The organism is Pseudoalteromonas sp. 0303 (assembly GCF_013349995.1).
Lineage (GTDB): Bacteria > Pseudomonadota > Gammaproteobacteria > Enterobacterales > Alteromonadaceae > Pseudoalteromonas.
Map to the genome: position 1 here is coordinate 22561 of NZ_JABVXF010000029.1, position 23241 is coordinate 45801.

At 41.3% G+C, this 23241-nt stretch carries 19 protein-coding genes; 9 read left to right on the forward strand and 10 right to left on the reverse strand.

What is annotated here, in order from left to right; all coding sequences use genetic code 11:
- Window positions 1-6: 6 nt before the first annotated feature.
- Window positions 7-168, forward strand: a complete 162-nt coding sequence (locus tag HUS62_RS16725; protein WP_082401591.1) for a YqaE/Pmp3 family membrane protein — start codon at window positions 7-9, stop codon at window positions 166-168.
- Between the two features lie 91 nt (window positions 169-259).
- Window positions 260-2587 (forward strand): penicillin-binding protein 1B, encoded by a 2328-nt coding sequence (mrcB, locus tag HUS62_RS16730; RefSeq protein WP_175080482.1) that lies wholly within the window; start codon window positions 260-262, stop codon window positions 2585-2587.
- Window positions 2588-2692: 105 nt separating this feature from the next.
- Here mrcB and hemL read toward each other — a convergent pair whose 3' ends face one another.
- The 6 genes from hemL to HUS62_RS16760 all read right to left on the reverse strand — a co-directional run bounded on the left by hemL (window position 2693) and on the right by HUS62_RS16760 (window position 11181).
- Window positions 2693-3973: a glutamate-1-semialdehyde 2,1-aminomutase gene (gene hemL / locus HUS62_RS16735; protein ID WP_054562319.1), complete on the reverse strand. Its 1281-nt coding sequence runs from the start codon at window positions 3971-3973 to the stop codon at window positions 2693-2695.
- Window positions 3974-4044: 71 nt separating this feature from the next.
- Complete coding sequence (locus HUS62_RS16740; RefSeq protein WP_054554265.1) at window positions 4045-5061, reverse strand: aspartate carbamoyltransferase; 1017 nt, start codon at window positions 5059-5061, stop codon at window positions 4045-4047.
- A gap of 104 nt (window positions 5062-5165) precedes the next feature.
- Window positions 5166-5600, reverse strand: coding sequence for a CopD family protein (locus HUS62_RS16745; protein WP_054562318.1), 435 nt, complete (start codon window positions 5598-5600; stop codon window positions 5166-5168).
- A gap of 20 nt (window positions 5601-5620) precedes the next feature.
- A complete protein-coding gene (locus HUS62_RS16750) occupies window positions 5621-7303 on the reverse strand; it encodes a chloride channel protein (RefSeq protein WP_175080483.1) in 1683 nt (560 codons plus the stop codon).
- Between the two features lie 99 nt (window positions 7304-7402).
- Entirely contained in the window at window positions 7403-8734 is a 1332-nt protein-coding gene (locus HUS62_RS16755) for a transporter substrate-binding domain-containing protein (RefSeq protein WP_175080484.1), read from the reverse strand.
- A gap of 71 nt (window positions 8735-8805) precedes the next feature.
- Entirely contained in the window at window positions 8806-11181 is a 2376-nt protein-coding gene (locus HUS62_RS16760; RefSeq protein ID WP_175080485.1) for a diguanylate cyclase domain-containing protein, read from the reverse strand.
- 177 nt (window positions 11182-11358) lie between these two features.
- On the opposite strand from HUS62_RS16760, the gene erpA reads away from it, so the two are divergent.
- From erpA to HUS62_RS16780, 4 genes are all read left to right on the forward strand, one after another.
- A complete protein-coding gene (gene erpA / locus HUS62_RS16765; protein ID WP_036966451.1) occupies window positions 11359-11697 on the forward strand; it encodes an iron-sulfur cluster insertion protein ErpA in 339 nt (112 codons plus the stop codon).
- Between the two features lie 104 nt (window positions 11698-11801).
- Window positions 11802-12893, forward strand: a complete 1092-nt coding sequence (locus HUS62_RS16770) for an efflux RND transporter periplasmic adaptor subunit (protein ID WP_258536803.1) — start codon at window positions 11802-11804, stop codon at window positions 12891-12893.
- Between the two features lie 2 nt (window positions 12894-12895).
- Window positions 12896-15970, forward strand: a complete 3075-nt coding sequence (locus tag HUS62_RS16775; RefSeq protein WP_175080486.1) for an efflux RND transporter permease subunit — start codon at window positions 12896-12898, stop codon at window positions 15968-15970.
- Between the two features lie 524 nt (window positions 15971-16494).
- Window positions 16495-16704 carry a helix-turn-helix transcriptional regulator gene (locus tag HUS62_RS16780; RefSeq protein WP_175080487.1) on the forward strand — a complete coding sequence of 70 codons (210 nt, stop codon included), beginning with the start codon at window positions 16495-16497 and terminating at the stop codon, window positions 16702-16704.
- Window positions 16705-16851: 147 nt separating this feature from the next.
- Here the strand turns inward: HUS62_RS16780 and HUS62_RS16785 are convergent, their stop codons facing one another.
- Genes HUS62_RS16785 through HUS62_RS16800 form a run of 4 tightly spaced genes read right to left on the reverse strand, consistent with a single transcriptional unit; the run spans window position 16852 to window position 20586 of the window.
- A complete protein-coding gene (locus HUS62_RS16785) occupies window positions 16852-18231 on the reverse strand; it encodes an AmpG family muropeptide MFS transporter (RefSeq protein WP_175080488.1) in 1380 nt (459 codons plus the stop codon).
- A 36-nt stretch (window positions 18232-18267) separates the two neighbouring features.
- Entirely contained in the window at window positions 18268-18885 is a 618-nt protein-coding gene (locus HUS62_RS16790; protein ID WP_175080489.1) for a peptidylprolyl isomerase, read from the reverse strand.
- Window positions 18886-18887: 2 nt separating this feature from the next.
- Window positions 18888-19439: a YajG family lipoprotein gene (locus HUS62_RS16795; RefSeq protein ID WP_175080490.1), complete on the reverse strand. Its 552-nt coding sequence runs from the start codon at window positions 19437-19439 to the stop codon at window positions 18888-18890.
- Window positions 19440-19452: 13 nt separating this feature from the next.
- Window positions 19453-20586 (reverse strand): methyltransferase, encoded by a 1134-nt coding sequence (locus HUS62_RS16800; protein ID WP_175080497.1) that lies wholly within the window; start codon window positions 20584-20586, stop codon window positions 19453-19455.
- A 41-nt stretch (window positions 20587-20627) separates the two neighbouring features.
- Between HUS62_RS16800 and HUS62_RS16805 the strand changes: the two genes are divergently transcribed.
- From HUS62_RS16805 to fabV, 3 genes are all read left to right on the forward strand, one after another.
- On the forward strand, window positions 20628-21215 hold the full coding sequence (locus HUS62_RS16805) for an alpha-ketoglutarate-dependent dioxygenase AlkB (RefSeq protein WP_175080491.1): 588 nt from the start codon (window positions 20628-20630) through the stop codon (window positions 21213-21215).
- 73 nt (window positions 21216-21288) lie between these two features.
- Complete coding sequence (locus HUS62_RS16810; RefSeq protein WP_175080492.1) at window positions 21289-21600, forward strand: BolA family transcriptional regulator; 312 nt, start codon at window positions 21289-21291, stop codon at window positions 21598-21600.
- Between the two features lie 199 nt (window positions 21601-21799).
- Entirely contained in the window at window positions 21800-22993 is a 1194-nt protein-coding gene (fabV, locus tag HUS62_RS16815) for an enoyl-ACP reductase FabV (protein ID WP_054562305.1), read from the forward strand.
- The last annotated feature ends 248 nt before the right edge of the window (window positions 22994-23241 follow it).

Consider the following 23241-nt stretch of genomic DNA (forward strand, 5'->3'; position numbering starts at 1 on the left):
AAAACGATGGATAACAAACTCTTGCTTATAATTATTTCGCTGTTTTTACCGCCTGTTGCGGTATTTTTAAAAGCGGGCGCAGGTAAAGACTTAGTGATTAACATTATTCTATGCTTTATCTTCTTTATACCTGCTGTGATCCACTCACTCTGGTTGTGTACACGCTAAACGAGTTTAAGTGACTGTTAATTTTACAGGTGTTAATATTGCGCTGTTCAAGGCGTAATCCTGTAAAATTAACTGACCAATAGCGAACTCAATGGCTGATAAAAAAACTCCTGCAAAAAAATCGTCTAGTAAACCGAAGGCGACATCAAAAAAAACTACCGCTAAGCGCTCACGCGCACCTCAAGGGCCAGCTAAAGCTAGTGTATTAAGAAAACTTTGGTCAATTTTTTGGAAGCTTTCACTTGCTGTGATTGTTGCCATGGTGCTGTATCTAATTTATTTAGATGCAAAAATTACTCGCCAATTTGAAGGCAATAAATGGCAGTTACCTGCACAAGTGTATGCTCGTGCAATGAGCTTTTATCCTGGGCAGTATTTGTCTCAGCAAGAGGTTATTTGGGAGTTAAACCGTTTAAATTATTCATCTGTAAATAAGCTAAGCCGTACAGGCCAGTATGTTAAATCAGCTAACAGTATTAAAGTGTACCGCCGTGAATTTGAATTTTATGATGGCCTTGAAGATTCACAAGTGATTGAGCTGCGTTTTTCAGGGCAGAAATTAGCAACTATCAAAGATAAATTTGGTCGTCGTTTAAACAGCGCTCGATTAGAGCCAGTTCAAATAGCTCGCATTGGTAATGATTCAAAACAAGACCGGGAGTTTGTGGCGCTAGATAAATTTCCGCCGATGCTAAAAGACACTTTACTGGTAGTTGAAGATCGTAATTTCTATCAACACCATGGCGTGTCTGTGTGGTCGATTATGCGTGCTTTATACAGCAATATCAAAGCCGGGCGAACAGTGCAAGGGGGCAGTACCTTAACCCAGCAATTAGCAAAGAATATATACCTTACCCGTGAGCGTTCACTGGTGCGTAAGTTTAATGAAGCGCTTATCGCTCTGATATTAGATTACCGCTACAGCAAAGATGACATTTTAGAAGCTTACCTCAATGAAGTGTATTTAGGTCAGTCTTACAATCAAGGCGTTCACGGTATGGGTCTTGCCGCTGAGTTTTATTTTTCAAAGCCTGTGGATGAGCTTGAATACGACCAAATTGCGCTTTTAGTGGCTATGGTGAAAGGTCCATCGTATTACAACCCACGTCGTTATAGTGAGCGCGCAATGGAGCGCCGCGATCTAGTACTGCGCTTAATGGTTGAAAATAAATTGATTGATACCCGTGAATATCGTGCGGCATTAAAGCGTCCAATTGATATTGCACCAATGAAAGACAGTCTGCAAAAGTCGTATCCGGGTTACTTAGAATTAGTTAATCGAGAATTAAAGCGCCTGCTACCAGATCAGCAAGTGTTAGATGCCGGGGTGCGTGTATTCACCTATTTTGACTTGCAAAAACAAACGGCCATGGAAGAGTCGGTTGAGGCAAGTCTACCTTATCTAGAAAGACGCCCTAAAACAGAAGAACTTGAGGCAGCGATGATCTCAGTTAACGTTGAAAAGGGTGGGGTGTCGGCGTTGGTTGCAGGCCGTGACGTACGTTATTTTGGTTTTAACCGTGTGCTTGATACCAAACGTAATATAGGCTCACTCGTTAAGCCTGCCGTTTATTTAACGGCATTTGAAAGTGGTCAATTTAATGTTGCCACATTGGTGGATGACTCACCGCTGCAAGTGACTAATGAGCAGGGGAAAGTATGGCAACCAGAGAACTTCGACAAGCAGTTCCGCGGCCCTATGCCACTATATAAAGCATTTAGTAACAGTATAAATATTCCTGCGGTTAATACGGGCCTTGATGTCGGTGTAGATAAAGTAGCTGATACCTTAAAGCGTTTAGGTTTAGAAGGGCGTATTGATCAATATCCATCATTGTTATTAGGCGCTCTTGAGCTTTCAAGCTTTGAAGTAGCACAGCTTTATACAACCCTTGCTGCTGATGGTCAGTACCGCGAGTTAACGTCTATTTCAGCACTGACTGACTCAGTAGGTAAGGTGCTTTATAAACATGATGTCACCTCACAAAAGCGTTTTGATGATGCATCAACCTACATGACTAAATACGCAATGAAGCGCGTGACTAAGGATGGCACGGCTAAACGCCTAAATGCACATTTCCCATCAATTCAGCTAGCTGGTAAAACAGGCACCAGTAATGACTTACGCGATAGTTGGTTTGCAGGTTTTGACCAAAACACCGTGACTGTTGCATGGATTGGTCGCGACGATAACAAGAGCACAGGTTTAACAGGCAGTGTTGGCGCACTAGAAGCTTACATTCGTTACCTTAAGCCACTCAACCCTGAAGCCATAGCGGATACTCGCCCTGCTTCTATTCGTTGGGCCTTTATTAACGAAGAGACTGGTCTGCAAGCGCCTCCTGGTTGCGGTAAAGTGGTGCAGCTACCCATTCGTGCCAGCGAGTTTGAACCCAGACCAACTTGCGTTAGAGATTAACAATACTAACTCGCATTAATACTTAAATAAACGAATTGGCAAAGAATAAAAAAAGCCCCAGCATTGAAAAATGCTGGGGCTTTTTATTAACTTGCTTTACGCTTATTAAAGCTTCGCGAATGCGCGCTCTGCGGCGGCAATGGTGTCGTTGATCTCTTTCTCAGAGTGTTCAGCGCACACAAAGCCTGCTTCAAACGCCGAAGGAGCTAGGTAAACACCTTCTTCTAGCATTAAGTGGAAGAACTTTTTGAAGCGCTCTAAATCACACTCAGTCGCTTGTTGGTAGCTAGTTACTTTTTCTTTATCAGTAAAGAAGAAACCGTACATACCACCTGCGTAGTTTGTTGTAAGTGCAATGCCTGCTTTTTTCGCTGCTGCTTCAAAGCCTTCACAAATTGCTTTGCTCTTTGCTTCAAGCTCATCGTGCAGGCCTTCAGCACTTAATAGCTCTAAAGATTTTAAGCCGGCTGCCATGGCAATTGGGTTACCTGATAATGTACCTGCTTGATAAACTGGGCCAACAGGTGCGATGTAATCCATGATTTCTTTCTTACCACCAAAAGCACCTACTGGCATACCGCCACCGATCACTTTACCTAAACAAGTTAGGTCTGGTTTGATGTTGTAGTAAGCTTGTGCGCCGCCTAAAGCAACACGGAAACCTGTCATTACTTCATCAAAAATAAGTACAGATTTGTATTCATCACACACCTCACGTAAACCTTCTAAGAAGCCAGGTACAGGTGGAATACAGTTCATGTTGCCAGCAACTGGCTCAACGATGATACAAGCGATTTCGTCAGCGTATTTTGCGAAAATTGCTTTTACTTCATCAAGGTTGTTAAACGACACAGTTAAGGTGTGCTTAGCAAAGTCTTCAGGAATACCCGGTGAGTTTGGTACACCCATAGTCAGTGCGCCTGAGCCAGCTTTTACTAGTAGTGAGTCTGCATGACCGTGGTAACAGCCTTCAAACTTTAAGATTTTGTCACGGCCAGTGAAACCACGTGCTAAGCGAATTGCACTCATTGTTGCCTCAGTACCTGAGCTTACCATACGTACTTTTTCGATTGATGGTACTAGCTCTTTTACTTTTTCGGCCATTAAGATTTCAGTTTCGGTTGGTGCACCATAACTTAAGCCATTTTCTACGGCTTCTAATACCGCTTGCTTAATAGCTGGGTGGTTGTGACCCATGATCATTGGTCCCCATGAACCAACGTAATCGATATAACGGTTACCATCAGCATCAAAGGTAAAAGGGCCTTCAGCTTTAGTGATGAATAAAGGAGTACCGCCAACGCCATTGAAGGCACGAACTGGTGAGTTAACACCGCCTGGGATTGATTCTTGCGCGCGATTAAAAAGATCTTGGCTAATTGTCATGAATAGTCCTATTGGGTTGTCACGTTAAATGAGTTGGTTTGCAAGGGCTCAAAGAGCCCAAACGAAGTAGCTTAGCTATTACGTTTACGGCTAAACCAAGGCACGTCGACTTCATATTGCTCAACTTTGTCGGCAACATCTAAGGTTAGAGCAAACAACGCCATGCGAATTAACACGCCATTTTGTACTTGGCGGAAAATTGCTAGGTTGTCGTTGCTATTTAAATCGTTATCTAGCTCGTTTGCTTCTAAACGGCTATCACGAGGCAGTGGGTGCATCAGTACTGAGTTAGGCTTACAGTGTGCGTTGTAAATTGCCTGACTGATACGGAAACCACCACGGTATTTGTTAGCTTCTTCTTGTGAAGGGAAGCGCTCTTCTTGGATACGGGTTTGATAAACAATATCTGCGGCCAAGTTGCCTTCCATTTTATCTACTACTTGAATTTTATGACCCGCGTTATCAACAGCATCTAAAATGTAGTCTGGCATTTGTAAGCCATCAGGTGCCACCATAGAGAATTTAACGTCTTTATAATGACAAAGTAATTTAGATAAAGAGTGCACGGTACGGCCGTATTTTAAATCACCTACTAGGGCAATGTGCATACCGTCGATGCTTTGGTTGAAACGACCTAGCTCACGTTCAATCGTTAGTAAGTCTAGTAAGGCTTGTGTTGGGTGCTCATTCGGGCCGTCACCGCCATTAATCACTGGCACGTCACACCCGGTGGCAAATTCAGCAACAGAGCCTGCGTCAGGGTGGCGCATTGCGACTGCATCTGCATACGCTGAGATCACGCGTGCGGTATCATACAAAGATTCACCTTTTGCAAGTGCTGAGCTTTGCATGCCCGTTGTTTCACGAACCAAACCACCTAGTAAGTTAAATGCTGTACCAAAACTTACGCGAGTACGCGTGCTTGGTTCAAAGAACAAGTTTGCTAAAATAGCACCTTCTAAAACATTGGTGCGCTTTTGCTTTTTAGCATAAGGCTCCATTTTCTTAGCAACTGCAAAAATACGTTCAATACAATCTCGATCAAGCTGATTGACCGACAGGATATTTTCACCTTGGAAACTTAGCATGGGGTTTGTTCCTAATCACATTTATAGGGCGCTGGCACTCGGTATGGGAGGCCGCATAAATTTGCGCAGTACTATAGCAAATTTTTAGCGTTCACAGCAGCAAATTATAAGTTAGGTTTAATAATTGCCAGTGCCACTATAGCTAAAAGGATGAGTACCGGAACTTCATTAAAAATACGGTAAAAGCGATCGCTACGTGTATTGCGATCATGCTTAAAGTCAGCCAGTAATTTAAAGCAATAGCCGTGGTAGATATAGAGAATAATCACTAACACCAGTTTGTAGTGCAGCCACATGCTGTATCTAAACCAGTCTCGACCATATTCAAAAATGGTCAGTACCCCAAACACCAATGTTAAAACAGCAAACGGTGTCACAAAAAACAGTAAGCGGCGTTCCATTACTTTCAGCATTGAGTTACAGGCTTTTTCTTCACTCATTGCGTGGTAAACAAAAAGACGTGGCAGGTAAAAAATACCGGCAAACCAAGCAATCATAAAAAATACGTGGAAGGTTTTATAAACTAATAGCGCAGTCATTTAAGCATCCATTTTAATTGTTATAACAAACTGTTGCGTATGGTAAGGATATGTCTGATTTGGTCCCAACGCAAAAGGCCCATAATCTGTTGGTTATCAAGCAGGTTGTAAATATATACCGCACCGCTGCGTTTATCTTTTAATAAGTCAAAAGCATCGGCTAATGTTGCTTGGCTACTAAGGCCGGCAAGGCTGACATATTTGATGTTACTTTCTTGGTCAGATATCAGGCTTAAATCATACTCAGCAAGACGATAGCCATTCTCTTCATCATGAACAATCAGCGGAGTTTGGCTATCAAGGGCATCGAGCGACTCTTTAATTTGTTGTTTGTCGTCACTGTAAAGCAGCTTGAACTGCTCATCCATTTCATCCATCACCCCCACTTTTTGTAATGCTTCGGTAGCTGGCGATATTTGATACTCAAGCCCTTGGAAATCAAGTTGTTGCATGAAAATAGAGCGGTTACCAAAAAACTGCAACGCCGTGACATAAGCCGTTGAGATCACCAACATGGCTGGCACAATAATCTCAGGACTTGAAGTTAACTCCATAACCGTAGTGAGAGCTGCCAGTGGTGCGTGTAATGTTGCTGCCAATAATCCTGCCATGCCAAGCATGCTATAGGTACCTGTGATATCAACACCCGGACTAATAAACTGCGCGAAAAAGGCCATCAAGGTGCCCATTAATACCCCAAGTCCAATAACAGGGCCGATGATCCCACCTGGAATACCTAAACCAATGGCAAATAAAGTGGCGAGTAATTTGGCAATCAAAATGGTTGTTAAAAACTGCACATCATCTGGTGATTCAATAGCAATAGTGATAGCACTCATACCTGAGCCCATTGCATGAGGAACCATATAAGCAATTAAACCAGCTATTAATCCTGCTAGTAATAGACGAGGGAACATACTTAGTGGTTTGAAGGTACGGATTATAAGCATCAAGTTTTGGTTAAATGCATAAGCAACAGCGCCAAGTGCCATACCAAAAATAATTAAAAATGGGTAATGCCAACCACTCAATGGGTTCATGGTAATAAGTGCAAGCTCTGAAGCGTCACCAAATACAAATTGAGTGGCTAATGCGCCGGTAACCGCTGCGAGCATAATGGGCACGAAAATATGCACTTTATACTCCCTCAATACCACCTCCATGACAAAGATAACGGCTGCCAGTGGGGTGTTAAATGAGGCAGCAATACCGGCTGCAACACCACAACCGGTGAGGGTACGCATTGCATTGTGTGGTAGATGTAATTTATCGGCCAGTAAACTGGCACCCGTTGCACCCATATGAACAGAGGGGCCTTCTCGACCGACCGAAAAACCACTAATAAGGGCTAAAGCACCACCGACAAATTGGTTTACTGTGTTGTAAAGCGGCATATGGCCATAATGTTTTTTAATACGGTGAATTACAAATGGAATGCCAAGACGATAATGCTTAAAGCCTGTTAGGGCGGCGAATAAGGCAATTAACAAGGCTGCACCAACTGGCAGTATCATCCGCTCATAGGTTGGTAAAGTGGTGAAGTCATCAGGCTTATCTAAAAATAAGCTTTGAAAAAACATGATTGTGAGGCGAAAAAGTATGATCAACACTGCCGCAATTAACCCTGCACTTACACCAAGTAAGCACAATTGCACAGATGTCTTAGGCTTTGCTAGGCGACGTCTTAGTCTCTCAAGCCACATGCATATTTCCTCACAGCACTTTTGAGCCGCAGTTTAGCAAATCAAATTAACTAAGTCGTTGGGATTTTATAATTTTATCTGCATTTTGGGTAAATCTAGCTAATCTTTGCTGTCATTATCAATTTGCTGTGTTAATTCAGGCAAGCGAGCTGAAATGGCTTTGGCTATTTCATCTACCAGAGGGGCATGTTTTTTATGAATAACCGTGTTGATAGCCATCTGTCTTAAAACAACCACAGAAAAGTCTTTTTTAAAGGTATTAATATCATTATTGAGCGCAGGGTAGATGGCGTAATCGACACGTCCTTTTTTTAGCATAGTAAGCGTATGACTTAAGTCTTCGTTGTGCATTATCTCAGCTTTTATATCAAATTCGTTAAGGATTTCGACATCACCAATCGAACTTATAATTCGGTTGTTTGGATCGTATAAGTTATCCCGATCACATGGCAGCGATTTTCGACATAGGAGCACTAAGTTAATAATGCCAAGGTTTGGTTCTACGACAATGATATTCTCGAATTTTTTTAGGTTGCTTTTTGAACGCACGATATCGCCATCGACAATCCCTGCATTAAGTAATAACACACCTCTTCGAGCTGGTGTTGGTTGCATTTGAGCCTTGATATTTAAATCATTATAGACATCACTCATAAACGCTTTAAATGGCGCTATACGGGGAATATCTATATAGGTTAATAACACCTTTTTTGGCCGAGAGTAATTTGTCTCAGATGACTTTGTACTGGCAAATAAATCATTGAGTAAGGCTATTTTAGCCTGGTTTTCAGCATCATTTCGTATGCCAATCACTAATGGGGAGTCGGTAAACTGAGTCACTATTTTCGGCTCAGGAAAGTTTTGCTGCTCAGCAAAGTAATTGAGTACTTTTGGCGCAGTAATCGCAAAATTAATCTGCCCAGTTTGCATTAAGTGGAATAGCTCTTCATCGTTTGCTGTTTGCACTATGTTGCCTGCATAGGATTGAATTACTTGTTCGACCACACCCGGATAAATATAAGGCTCAACAACGCCGACTTTGTGCTCATTAAAAAGCTGTTCAAGATTTTCAAAATCTTGTGGATTAGACTGAGTGGTAATGACAGCTAATTGAGAATTTAAAATAGTGGGCGAAGCAATAAAACCAGGCACAATTTCAGGTAGCCACGCAGGGTAATAGCCTAGGTAGCCGCTTAACCGGGCTTTTTTTATTGCATCTTGCCAAGGTGAATACTCAACTTCGAGGTTTATCGATTTTTTGGCAAGCGTGTCTCTTAATAGTGCAATAGCATCACCGCCATTTGCCATTGTACTACTTGCATATGGTGGGGCTTCTAAAGAGGTGATTTTCCATGTTTCTTGGTACGCTGTATTGGCTACTGCGAACGAGCTGAAAACAAGTACCATAAAAGAAAAAAAACGTGCGCACATGGAAAAAGAACCATTGTTAATTGTTTAATAAGTATACGTCTAAATTAGACTTTTTAGTATTAATAATTTGCTCATTTACAGCTCATAACATCACAACTGAAGCTGCCATGCTTTTGATCATACATACGCTTGTCGGCCACGCTAAGCAATTCGTCAAATGATTTCGCATCGTCAGGGTAAAGTGCAAAGCCAACACTTGCTCCAACGTGCAAGTCACCATATTCTGATTTTATTGGCTCCTCAATTGCGCAGATCAATCGAGATAGTGCGCGTTTTATTTGTACTTGGTTTTCTATGTCGGTAACAATAACTACAAACTCATCACCACCAATGCGAGCAACGCAATCGGTTTTGCGAGCTGTGTCTTGTAGGCGTTTGGCAACCTCTACCAACACTTTATCTCCCATTGCATGACCATGGGTATCATTAATCGGCTTAAACCTATCAAGGTCAAAGTATAGGCAGCCTACTTTAGAGCCTGTTCGTTCAACCCTGGCAAATTCTTGCTTTATGAAGCGCCCAAGCGCATTACGATTTGCTAAGCCTGTAAGGTGATCTGTTTGTGCTAATTGCCTAATTTTTTTCTCAGCCATGACGCGTTTCGTGATATCGAAATTAACACCAACCATACGATTGCCGTATATTCGTCCATCTGCATTGATATAGCGGGTTTTGCCAGAAGGCAGAACAATCTGAAACTCTGCGTGAAACTCTTCACCATTTAAAATTGCGAGTTTTAGCTTGTTTGTCACGTCTTCATATTCATCTGGATGCAAGCTATTTGCCCATGCTGAATAGTCCCCTTTAAATTCTGATTTTGGGATTGCAAATAGGGTGTGCATCCAGTCATCCCAAATCAGTTCATTAGTGTCAAAATTCCACTCCCATATACCTATATGGGCAGCATCTGCAGCCATAGACATGCGTTGATGTAAGCTTTCAAGCTCGGTTTTTGCTTGCTTTAATTCAGTAACATCCTCTGAAACATCAAGTAAGTATTGCGCTTTACCATTACTGTCTTTAATCGTGAGTTTCCGCGTTCTTAAGTAATGAGTATTGCCATCAATAGTAACCGGCTTTTCTTCTATCGTAAGGGGGTCATCACTTTTCAATACATCGCGGTCGGTTTGCATGAAACTGACTGCTTGTTCATTACTGAAGATATCAAAGTCATTTAAACCGATTAGTTGGTCTTTATTTTTACCAAGTAGTTGCTCACCCGCTTTATTCACATGGCTAAATGTTAAGTGCTCAGCCTCTTTTACAAATAGCATGATGGGTAAGTTATCGAAAATAGTTTGCGTAAAGGCTTCTTGATTCCGAATATCAGACAGATCTTTTATCGTCGCCACATAAGGGCCCGACTCTTTTTTACCAATAGAGCTGATTGTTAACGTAATAGGAAAATGTTTTTTATTTGCTCGTTGTCCTTTTAAGAGCCGACTGCTACTTTTACCCGCCGTTTTTTTGCTAAGCTGTGAATCTCGGAGGATTTCATCAAGCTCTAACGACCTTTCAGGGATCAGGGTGCGAATATGTTTGCCTATTAAATCATGCGGCTGATAGCCAAAAATGTGGATAACAGCAGGGTTTGCAAATTCAATTTTTCCTTCATTATTAAAACTAATAACCACATCTTGTACAGTATTAAGCACTGCTTTCAGTTTTGCTGACAATAAGCTTCTTGCTCTGAGCTCAACAACTCCCAATACAAATAGACTTAACGCTACCAGAATAAAAATAATAAGCTGTGCTAACGTCGAGTAGTCGTGGGTTGTAACATAGGTGGTGTATTCAGTTTCAAAAACAGACATCGAAATCATGCCAATGTAATGCATTCCCGAAATTGCACTGCCCATTATTAAGGCCACCACTAAGTTCATCCGTGTTTGATGAACCCCTTTAGCAAGTCGAAAATCATTAATTTTTAATGCGATACCTGACAGCACAATAGCGACGATAATTGATAAAGAGAACAACCAAGGCTCATAAGCCATTTTTGCAGGCATAACCATCGCCATCATACCAACAAAGTGCATCGAGCCAATCCCAGCCCCCATTAAAATACTTCTAAATATTAATCCCTTGCCAGTTTTTAAAGCTGGTGATAGCACGATGTAACTGGCAAAAACACTTGGCAAAATCGATATCAGAGTAACACTAATGTTGTATTCAATAGGAATGGGCAAGGTATATGCAAGCATACCAACAAAATGCATACCCCAAATACCTATACCTAAAAAACACGAAGCCATGATAGTCCAGATCTGACTTTCATTTTTTAGGTAAGAGTGTTTTATGCGGGCAGATAATAAAAATGAGATATACGAAGCAAATACGGCCGTGAGAATAGAAGCAAACACAAGGAGTAAATCGTATTCAGCCGGAATGACCTGCGCACTGCTTAAATGATCAGTTATAAAGTGCAGCTTGAAGTGCTCTATCACGATAAGATTCCCTTAATGCATCATACAAGTCCAAATGTAGTACAAATAAACTTTAGTCCAAGGCAAGTAGGTTGGCCAGTTATCCTCACCATAATTGAGATGCTCTTGTGGTGATACTTGATTAAAACACTCGGGTATTAGATAATTGCGGCCAATATAGGTTTTGAGGGTTTTGGTATGTCAGATGAGTTGCCAATCAAGTTCAGCGATGCAGCTGCTGTTCGTGTTAAACAGTTAATCGAAGAAGAAGAGAATCCAGATCTTAAACTACGTGTTTATGTAACAGGTGGTGGTTGTTCAGGTTTCCAATATGGTTTTACTTTTGATGAAAAAGCTAACCCTGGCGATTTAGAAATTGTTAAAAATGGTGTAACGCTTGTTGTCGACCCTATGAGTATTCAGTACTTGGTAGATGGTACCGTTGACTATACAGAAGGGCTTGAAGGCGCACGCTTTTTTGTTAATAACCCGAATGCAACAACAACCTGTGGTTGCGGAGCCAGCTTCAGCGTTTAATGAATTATTTATGAAAGCCACTTGATGTGGCTTTTTTATTGCTTAAACTTATCATAATATCCCGCCCCTGCTAAATTTTACGCATTATTAGAAGGAGTTTTGCGTTGCCAAATATAACTACAACAATAGAAAAGAAACCCTATATTTTAGCTATCGCCATTGTTTTGGTGATTGTACTGTGGATGCTATCTGGGCATAGCAAAGCAGATCAAAAAGCACTGCAAAGTGATGAGCAAGTTCAAGAGCGCTTGCCTAAAGTGCAAGTGATGCCGTTGGTCGCAAAGAATATTAATAAAAACCTAACTTTTTATGGAAAATCAGAGCCTGACAAAATCGCAAATATCAGCGCCAGACAAGCAGGGCAAGTACTCGAAATTTTGGTTGAAGAAGGTCAGTTTGTAAAACAAGAACAGGTTATTTTACGCCTCGATAAATCTGATTTGGCTGCCCAAATCACATCAGCAGAAGCCTTAGTTGCCCAGTATCAAACTGAATACGAAGGCGCGCTTAAACTTAATCAGCAAGGTTTACAAAACAAAGTATTGACCATGCAAGCACAAGCTATGTTGCAACAAGCAAAAGCAACTTTGGCAAGCCTTGAATTAAAGCTAGAGCGCACTGAAGTACGTGCTGCTTTTGATGGCGTTATCAACAAACGTTTAGTCGAAATTGGTGATTATGTTGGCATAGGCGACCCTATTTTACAGCTCGCTGATTTAGACCCGTTAATCGTCAGAGCCGATGCGACTCAAAAAGAAGTGCAAGGCTTAGAAGTTGGGCAAGCTACTTTTGCTCATGTTTTAAATGACAAAACCTATCCGGGTCGAATTCGTTACATTGCATCTGTTGCGGATGACAGCACCAATACATTTCGCATCGAAGCGGCGTTTGAAAACCCAGGTATGAAATATAAAGCAGGTTTTTCGACTCAGCTTAATATTGAGTTGCCAACTGAGCCTGCCATGTTATTAAGCCCGGCTTTTATGGCCCTAGATGAACAAGGGAATATCGGCGTAAAAGTCGTTAATGACGACAATATTGTAGAGTTTAAGTCGGTAAATCTAGCTAAAAGCACCGAGCAGGGCGTTTGGCTTTGGGGTTTAGGCGAGCAAGCGAATGTTATTACCCTTGGTCAAGGTTTTGTGCGTGCCGGTGACAAAGTTGAGCCTGTGTTTACTGAAGCAACGAGCAACTAAGTATGAAAAACTTAATCGAAGCGTCGTTGACTCACACGCGTACAGTTTTATCTATTTTCATCTTGTTGCTGATCTCGGGCTGGGTGACATATCAAACCATCCCTAAAGAAGCGAATCCTGATGTCACTATTCCTTTTATTTATGTGTCGATTATTCATGACGGTATTTCCCCTGAAGATGCTGAGCGGCTATTAGTTAGGCCGATGGAGATTGAGCTTCGCTCAATTGAAGGGGTAAAAGAAATGTCAGCGGTGGCAAGTGAAGGGCATGCCTCTGTGACCCTTGAGTTTATCGCGGGTATGGACCCCAAAGAAGCCTTAGCTGATGTACGAGATAAAGTTAGTTTAGCTAAGGCAAAACTGCCTTCTGAATCAGAAGAACCAGAAGTTCATGAAATCTTGATGGAAGATCAGCAGCCAACAATTACATTAACTTTGTCAGGCGATGCGCCAGAGCGAGGTTTACTAACCCTTGCACGTAATCTTAAAGATGAACTAGAAAGCATTTCTAGCGTATTAGAAGTTGATGTAGGTGGTGACCGTGAAGATATGGTTGAAATTGAGGTCGATCCATTGGCGATGATTTCTTATGGCCTTGAACCGAATGACATTATTCAACTGCTATCAAATAACAACCGCTTAGTAGCTGCTGGTACCCTTGATACTGGTAAAGGGCGCTTTGCTGTAAAAATCCCGTCGGTATTTGAGACGATTCAGGATGTGATGGAACAACCTGTGAAAGTTGTTGGCGATAGGGTGGTGCGTTTTATGGACGTAGCAAAAATTCGCCGAGCATATAAAGACCCAACCTCAATCGCACGTATTAATGGCCGCCATGCGGTTTCGCTGGAAGTGAAAAAACGTGCTGGCGAAAATATTATTGATACGGTCGATCAAGTTAAAAAAGTGGTGAATGAGGCCAAGAAAATTTGGCCTGATCATATACGAGTTGATTACACCGGCGACATGTCAAAAGACGTGAAAATGATGCTTTCTGATCTGCAAAATAATGTGCTGTCTGCTGTATTGTTGGTGGTTATCGTTATTGTGGCGATACTTGGTGCGCGCACTGCGTTTTTAGTGGGGATTGCCATTCCTGGCTCGTTCTTAACCGGGATTTTAGTGATCTCTGTGTTTGGCTTAACGGTGAATATCGTGGTGCTTTTTGCACTCATCATGGCTGTCGGTATGCTGGTGGATGGCGCAATCGTTGTTAGTGAGTTTGCTGACAGAGCAATGAGTGAAGGCAAACCGCGCAAGACAGCTTATAAATTGGCTGCTGAGCGCATGGCGTGGCCAATCATCGCTTCTACGGCAACGACATTAGCGGCCTTTGCACCGCTAATATTTTGGCCGGGAATGATGGGCGAGTTTATGAAGTACTTGCCGATTACGCTTATTGCCACCTTGACTGCGTCATTACTTATGGCATTGGTGTTTGTGCCAACTATTGGTGGATTAATAGGAAAGTCACGGCCGCTCTCTGAACAGCAAAAACAGGATTTAGAGTTAGCAGAGTCCGGCGATTTAACGCAAATCAAAGGGATGCTTGGGCGTTATATTCGCGTGCTTGATTATGCAACAGAGCGCCCTTGGTGGAGCCTAGCTGCTGCAATCGTGTTTTCTATTTTAGTATTCTTTGCATTTGCTGTCTCTAAGCTAGGCGTTGAGTTCTTTCCTGATGTAGAGCCAAATGGCGTTAATATCAAAGTACGTTCTTACAGTGACTTATCTATATTTGAAAAAGACGTGATCATGAAAGACATCGAATCACGCATTTTAAAAGTAGAAGGTATTAAAACCTTGTATGCTCGTACTGGCGGTAAAGATCAGGTAGGCACGTTTAGAATGAATCTTAAAGACTGGGATGAGCGTCCACCTGCCGAAGATATAATCAGTCAAGTTAACGAAATCACGGCAAGTTATGCCGGTGTCGAAATTGAACTTCGAAAAGATGAAAACGGCCCCGGTGGAGGCAAAGCGCTGAGTATTGAGCTGAGCTCTCGATTTGTTGGTGTGCTTAACAGTGAAGCTAAACGAGTAAGGCAAGCCATCGAAAATGATGGCGCGTTTCGAAATGTTGATGACAGTGCTTCAAAACCGGGCATTGAGTGGCAACTTAAATTGAATCGTTCGGATGCGGCTCGTTTTGGTGCGGATGCCAGTATGCTAGGGGCAAATGTTCAGCTTATTACCAATGGTTTAAAACTAGGGGAATACCGCCCCGATGATGTTGATGACGAGATTGATATTCGCGTACGCTTTCCTCATGACAAGCGAGATTTAGGACGTCTTGAAACGTTGCGTGTAAAAACTATGCACGGGCAAGTGCCAATTAGTCATTTTGTTGAGCGTCAAGCAGCTCCTAAGGTCGATACAATTCGCCGTGTTGATTCTCAGCGCGTTGTTACCGTTAATGCAGACATGAAACCGGGTGAACAACTTGCTAAAGCGTTGCCACGCTTACAAGCGCAACTAGAGGAGCAAGGGTTAGATCCGCGCGTGAAAATTAAAGTGCGTGGTGAAACCGAAGATCAAGATGAATCAGAAGCCTTCCTTGAGCTGGCTTTTGTGGTTGCCCTGTTTGTGATGGGGATTATTCTGGTAACGCAATTTAATAGCTTTTATCAAGCATTTCTGATTTTAAGTGCTGTACTGTTTTCAACTATGGGTGTGTTCTTAGGTTTAATCGTATTACAGCAACCGTTTGGTATCGTGATGTCGGGCATTGGGGTTATCTCGCTTGCCGGTATTGTGGTTAATAACAATATAGTACTGATTGATACTTATAATGTTTTACGTAACCAAGGTCTGGCAGCAAAAGATGCGATTTTACGAACTGGTGCTCAGCGTTTACGTCCTGTACTGTTAACGACTGTGACCACCATATTGGGATTAATGCCGATGGTACTACAAGTGAATATTGACTTATTTAACCGTCATATTGATTTTGGTGCGCCATCTACTCAGTGGTGGGTGCAATTGGCCACGGCTGTTGCGGGTGGATTAACATTTGCTACTGTATTGACACTGGTACTTACGCCTTGCTTGTTAATGCTGCGAGATCGTCGTCGGTAATCGGTAAATTCGTTACTGATTAATTAAAAATGAGTGACCCTAGTGTTGGGTCACTTTAATCATCAGTAAAAAGAAGCCTAAAACTAACGCAGAGGCGATCAAAATATACACAAACCCCTTCTTGCCTTGCTTAATTGGTACACGATTTTGTTTTAAAAAAAGGTACCACGCTACACACAGTACAATTGGCAACAAAAATAATATACGAAACATTTCCTAGCCTTTTTCAGTATTTACATACACTTTAAGCATAAATATGCAGAATTTAAAGCGATACTTTCATCTTGTTACACTTCCAATTGATCAATTTTTTGGTACAGTTAACCAGTTAACTATAGAGCACATGCTTTAATTTTAGCTACACTAATACTTGTATACTAAAACGGTCCATACCTAAAAGGTGGACATTTGTATAATTAATCATTCAATCTGAAAGTTATTAGTATATAATGTGTCCAAGAGTGAGACGGGCAAATTTCACTCTTAAATTATTAACTTGAATCATCTAGTAGGAGATGTATTTTATGATGGGTAAAACAGTTTCTTCTGAAGAAAACTCGAAACTAACAAAATGGCTTAAAACTAAACGTCATGAGAAAGGTCACACAATGCGTAGCCTTGCGCAGGTTTTAGGTACGCCGCATTCTTTCATTGGTAAAATTGAAAACCAAGAACGTCGTTTAGATGTTATTGAATTCATGCGTTATTGTGATGCTTTAGAAGTTGACCCATAAGAAGGTCTTAACTTACTTAAAGACGCTTAATTATTCATTACCAAAAGCGAAACGCCGCTTTTAAGTAATATAAATGGTGCAAGGAAGCACTATTAAAACCTCTCCCTTGCATTTCCCCCCTGTTTAATCACATACGTATTAGATTTGTTAATTGTTTTGATGATAGTTGTTTTCTAACGCATAAAGCTTACGACGAATTAAGAATAAAAATACCAGTGATGGGATCACCATCAGTGCTGTTAGCACAAAAAACATCGCCCAATTTCCACCTAACCAGTCATCAATGACCACGCCGCTGTAGCTCGACAGTAAGGTTCTGCCTAAATTACCTAACGAAGCAAGTAGTGCATAGTGGGTTGCACTAAATGCTCTATCACATAACATGGATATAAACGCCACCATGGCAACCAATGACCAAGCTTGGGTAAAGCCATCAACGATAATAGCAAACGCATATAAACTCAGTTTGGGGCCTGCAATCGCGATCCACGCAAAGGCAAGGTTTGAAGCAGCCATCGCAATACCACTAATAAATAAGCCTTTTACAATGCCATAGCGTTGATTGAATAAGCTACCCAGAAAAGTAAAGGCGATGGTGAGCACTGCAGTGCCCACTTTTGAGAAGGTCGCTATGTCACTATTTGAAAAGCCCACTTCTTTATAAAACACGATAGACATTCGCCCTAAAAAGGCTTCACCGATTTTAAATAAGAAAATAAAGGCCAATAATGCCAATGCTGTTTTTACGCCATTACGGGCGAAGAAGGTTCTAAAGGGATCAAGAACGGTAACAGCAAGCCAGGCAATAACTTTAGCAAAGCGAGTCTGCGTACTACCAGCCAGCTTTTGTTGATAGGTTTGCTCAAGCTCTGCTTGTACAGCGTCACGGTTTGATTCGGGTTCTTTTGCCCACAATACGCTGCTCATTAATAGCAGCATTACCACAGATAAGAAAAAGTAAACTTGTGGCCAATCAATTGAAGGGATGTCGGCCATATAAAATGGCAGGGCGCCTAAAAGGGCGTAACCGCTCCACCAACCTGAAGTAGCCATTGCAGCCGCTGCGGTGGCTTTGTGGCTTTCGTTTTCGGCTAAAGTGTCGATACGAAATGCATCAATAGCAATATCTTGAGTCGCAGAAGCGATAGCAATAACTAAACATAGCGCGGCAGCAAACCAGAGGTTGGCTTTAATATCGAGCCCAGCAAGTGAAAAGGTGCCAATAAAAATCACTGACTGGCAAAGTAAAATCCAGCTACGGCGCTGGCCAAGCCAGTTAAACAAAACAGGTAACTTTACACGGTCAACGAGCGGTGACCATAAAAAGTTAATGCTATACGCACCAAACACGATGCCAAATAACCCTATCATGCTGCGGCTTAGGCCTTCGTCTTTTAGCCAGGCCGACATAACAGAACCAATCAATACCCAAGGAAAGCCACTGCTAATGCCAAAAATAAAAATATTGATTAAACGTTTATCTTTGAAGTACGAGAAATACTCTGAAATAGAAAGGGGTTTTGTCATAGTGTTGCCAGTTTAAGGGGCGTGCGCCCCTATTTATTATTGATTAGCGTCTAGCACTTTTACGTTTAAGATAACAACAGGATCTTTGGGCACAAAGCTGTAACCGATTTTTTCATTGAAAGCGGTTTCGACACGCATGATTTTGTCTAGTGTGTCATAGCCATCCATGACCATACCGAATACGGCAAAGCCCCAGTCGCGACCAGGATTAAGATGATCGTTATCATCCATGTTGAAGAAAAACTGGCGAGTACCTGAGTGAGGTTGACGGTCTTGGTATGCCATAGCGATGCTATACATATCGTTTTTTAAACCGTTGCCACTTTCATTAAAAATAGGGTCACCTTCGTACAGACCATCATAGTCTTTATCGTAACCACCACCTTGAATAACAAAATCACGTTCGTTGTCTTCATCACGTTCTACACGGTGAAACACACTACCTTGATAGCTACCGTCGGCAACGTAAGTTAGAAAGTTATTTACTGTTATTGGTGCGCGAGAACGATCCATTTCGACCACAATACTGCCAAGCGTAGTGACAATTTCTACGCGTGGAAACATGTTATCTTTTTGAATAAATTTACCCTCAGTCGCTGCGAATGAACTGTGAGCAAAAAACAATATAAAACTAAGTAATAAAATACGCTTCATAGTTAACCTTCTAAATAGGCGATTAATTCTGGGTCAGATACAATGCGGGTAATTATTTGTTCAGTCAACTTATTAAGCTGACCTTCTATTTTTGCACGGTCGTGGCTAAGTGGTCCTTCAAGATTTGCATTACCTTGGTAAATTTTATTGAAAGTGCTTGCATGTTTGACCACACGGACACCAAACTCAATAGTAGCATTGCTGCTATGGGTCATCATTTTTTCTGTAACAACTGCTTGTAGTTGATGAATATCTAATTCAAAACGCGTTGTGGATAGATTTGAAATATTTGCACCATTGCGGCTTAACGCACTGTCTAAGGCACTTTTCACTGAACCTGCAATACCTGGGCTGGCAAGCGTTTTGATTTTATCTGATTCAATGATTTTTAAGGTCACGTTGTCGCCACGTAAATCAATTACACTCGTGCTAACATTGCTGTTAATAGTTGAAATTTTGCCACCTTGATAAACAGGATTCAAAATTAACTGATTTGGCTGGTTGCTACACGCAGTAAGTGCGGCTAGCAAACATAAAGGAAGTATTTTTTTCATTTAGTTAGCTCCATTAATTATTCTTTGTTGCACTTAGTACGACAAACTTTTTGTTAGACCCTAACAACTTACAATTGCCGAACATGCGTTTTAACTTTTCATGATAGTCTAGATGACGATTACCAATAATTCTTAATTCACCACCGTGCTTTAATGTGTGTTTTGCCTGTTTGAACATTTGCCAAGCAATATGATCAGTAACCGCTTGCGCTTGGTGGAATGGCGGATTACATAAAACGAGGTCAACACTGTTAGGTTGAAAATCGGTTAAGCAATCGTTTTGGACAAACTCACACTGTTCTAATTGCTCAGGTAGATTGTGAGTGATATTTAACTTGGCGGATTCAACGGCCATATACGACTCATCAACGAAGGTTACATGGGCTTTAGGGCAGCGCTTTAAGGTCATTAAGCCAACAACACCATTGCCACAGCCTAAATCAATGATGCTGCGGGCTTTGCTAGTTTGTGGCAAATAGTTAAAGAAAAAACGCGCGCCAATGTCTAATGAGTCTCGAGAAAATACATTGGCATGATTTTGAATTTCAAACTCACTTCCTTCAAGTGGCCAGTTAACAGGGAAGGGGGCAACTTTATTAAGACCACTGGTTTTACTGATAATTAAGCGGGACTTTTTAACCGCTAAGCTGGTTGAGGTTTCACCGATATACTGACTAAAAGCCTTAATTGTTGAGTTATGAATGTCTTTTGTTTTTCCAGCTGCAATAACATCAATGTCGGCAGGTAAAGCTGCACTGATTGCGGCAAGTTGATGCTGAAGGTAGCCTAAATTGTGTGGCACTTTTAATATCACTAAATCAACCTGACTAGGTAACGCAGCTAATGAGTCCAGTTGCGTTAAAGAATCTGTTGATAACTCATTGGCTTGTAAATTATAACGGGTAGCTTGATGACCAATATACGAGTCGTTAACTGAATAAACTGTTAACGTATTAAAGGCACAGGCTAAAGCGCCAAAACTGTCATTGAGTATCAGGATTGAATTTGCATCTGGATAGTGCTCTTGTACATAATTGACAAGGTACTCATCGCCTGAGTCCCACGCTTGAAGACTGCGATTCTTTTGATCTAAGGGAAAGCGTTCTAGGGTATAGGTGTTATCACCGAGCTGTGCTTGGGTGGTCATCATGATTTTACGAATGTATTAATGTATAGGTAAATTCTAACATGCAACAGCCAAACGCCAACCCTAATCATTTACCTGATGGGTTTTCTTACCAAGCTAATGCATTGAGTGCACAAAAAAGCCTCGAATTATTTTACTTTCTTCAGCAACAGCTCAATTGGCAGCAACCAACTATAAAGGTGTATGGAAAAAGCCATGTGATCCCACGTTTGCAATGCTTTATTGCTGATCAGAACGTAAGTTATGGTTACTCGGGTTCACAGTTAATCGTTGAGCCTTGGCCGGAGGTGCTTGATGCCATGCGTGTACGCTTATCAAGAACTTTGCAGACACCATTCAATGCGCTTTTAGTTAATTTGTATCGAGATGGTCATGATTGTATGGGCTGGCATAGTGATGATGAGAAAGAACTTGGTGAGCAACCAATAATCGCTTCTGTATCACTAGGGGCCGAACGGATATTTAAAATAAAGCACAAACATAATAATGAACAACATAGCATTGTGCTGCAAAGTGGTAGCTGTTTAATCATGAATGGTTTTAGCCAGCGCGATTACCAGCATAGTTTGCCAAAGCAGCAAAGGCTCAAACACCCTCGAATTAACCTTACCTTTCGTTCAATCATATAAAATCATTGGCAAAATGACTCATGCCCTTGATATAGTAGCGGCCAATTATTTTCTTATTAAAGGTCTATGACACATGTCAATGCAACAACAAATTGAGCAAAAGCTCGCTGCGGGTATCGAATGCAAACACCTGAATGTTGTCAATGAAAGCCATATGCATAGCCGTGGAACTGAATCGCATTTTAAAGTGGTGATTGTGAGTGAAGAATTTGCAGGTAAACGTTTACTTGCACGTCATCGTCAAATTAATGAGCTATTAAAAGATGAATTAGCAAACCATATTCATGCATTAGCGATTCACACATTTACTCCAGAAGAGTTTAGTGAACAACATGGACAGGCACCTGAATCACCTAAATGCTTAGGTGGCTCAAAGTTCGACTAATTTAGAAGGACAGTCACTCAAAGTTAGAAGGACAGTCACCTAAAGTTAGCAGGACAGTCACTCTAGACTGCTTGTCACTTGGGGTTTTAAGCTAGAAAGATTTAAGTGGGTCTGAAAAGTTTTACTGATCAGACCTGTATTTTAACTATTAGCCTTTAAACTAGCGCTAATTTTTATTGTGATAGATATAGGATGATCAATGGTCATTAAGCCGAAAATTCGTGGATTTATCTGCACTAACGCGCATCCAGTAGGGTGTGCTGAGCACGTACAAGAACAAATTAATTATGTGAAAGCGCAAGGACCACTGAGCAATGCACCTAAGAATGTATTAGTGATTGGTGCGTCTACAGGCTACGGCCTAGCATCACGTATCACGGCTGCATTTGGTGGCGGTGCTAAAACGTTAGGTATTTTCTTTGAAAAAGAAGGTAGCGAACGCAAAACGGGTTCTGCAGGTTGGTACAACACAGCAGCATTCCAAACAGCCGCTGAAGAAGCAGGTTTATGGTCTAAAAATATCAATGGCGATGCGTTTTCTAACGAAATCAAGCAAAAAGCAATTGATACTATCAAAGCTGATTTAGGTAAAATTGATTTAGTTATCTACAGCCTTGCGTCACCTCGTCGTACTGATCCAAATACAGGCGAAACTTACTCATCAACACTTAAGCCTATTGGCTCAGATATCACTACGAAGAACCTAAACACTTCAAAACGTGTGATTGATGAAGTAACCGTTGAAGCAGCAAGCCAAGAAGACATCGACAATACAATTAAAGTAATGGGCGGTGAAGATTGGGAAATGTGGATTGACGCATTAAAAGAAGCGGATGTGCTCGCTGATAACTTCAAAACAACCGCTTACACTTATATCGGTAAAGAGTTAACGTGGCCAATTTACGGTCATGCGACAATTGGTAAAGCGAAAGAAGATCTTGACCGTGCAACTCAAGCAATCAAAGAGTCTACAAAAGGCTTAAATGGTGAAGCGTATGTTTCTTCATTAAATGCGGTTGTGACACAAGCAAGCTCGGCAATTCCAATTATGCCTTTATATATCTCTGCTTTATTCAAAGTAATGAAAGCAGACGGGACTTACGAAGGTACCATTGAGCAAATTCACTCACTATTTACTGAAAACCTTTACGGTGAAACCCCACGTTTTGACGAAGGTGGTCATTTATTCCAAAACTACAAAGAGTTAGAAGATGATGTTCAAGCTCGTGTACAACATGTTTGGGATACAGTAGATACAGATACGATTGACGAATTAACGGACTACGTGGGTTACCACAATGAATTTTTACGTTTATTCGGCTTTGGTATCGACAGCGTAGATTACGAGCAAGATGTGAATCCTGATGTTGCGATTTCACAGCTTATCGATTAATCACTAAACAAACTTGATTTTGTAAAGTCGCTTTTTTAAGCGACTTTTTTGTTTATGGGTGAAAATAAAACATCATCAATAGCACTTTGGTCTATATTGAATTTTATTCAAAAGGTTTTTGTAGTCTAAATAACCGTATCTGTCGTATAAATTTCATATTTGCTCTCGCATAGTCACCCTGATTGATGTTAAAATTCGGGCAATATATGTGAGGAGTTTACTGCGTTGCTTGTTTGGGGTGTTAAACA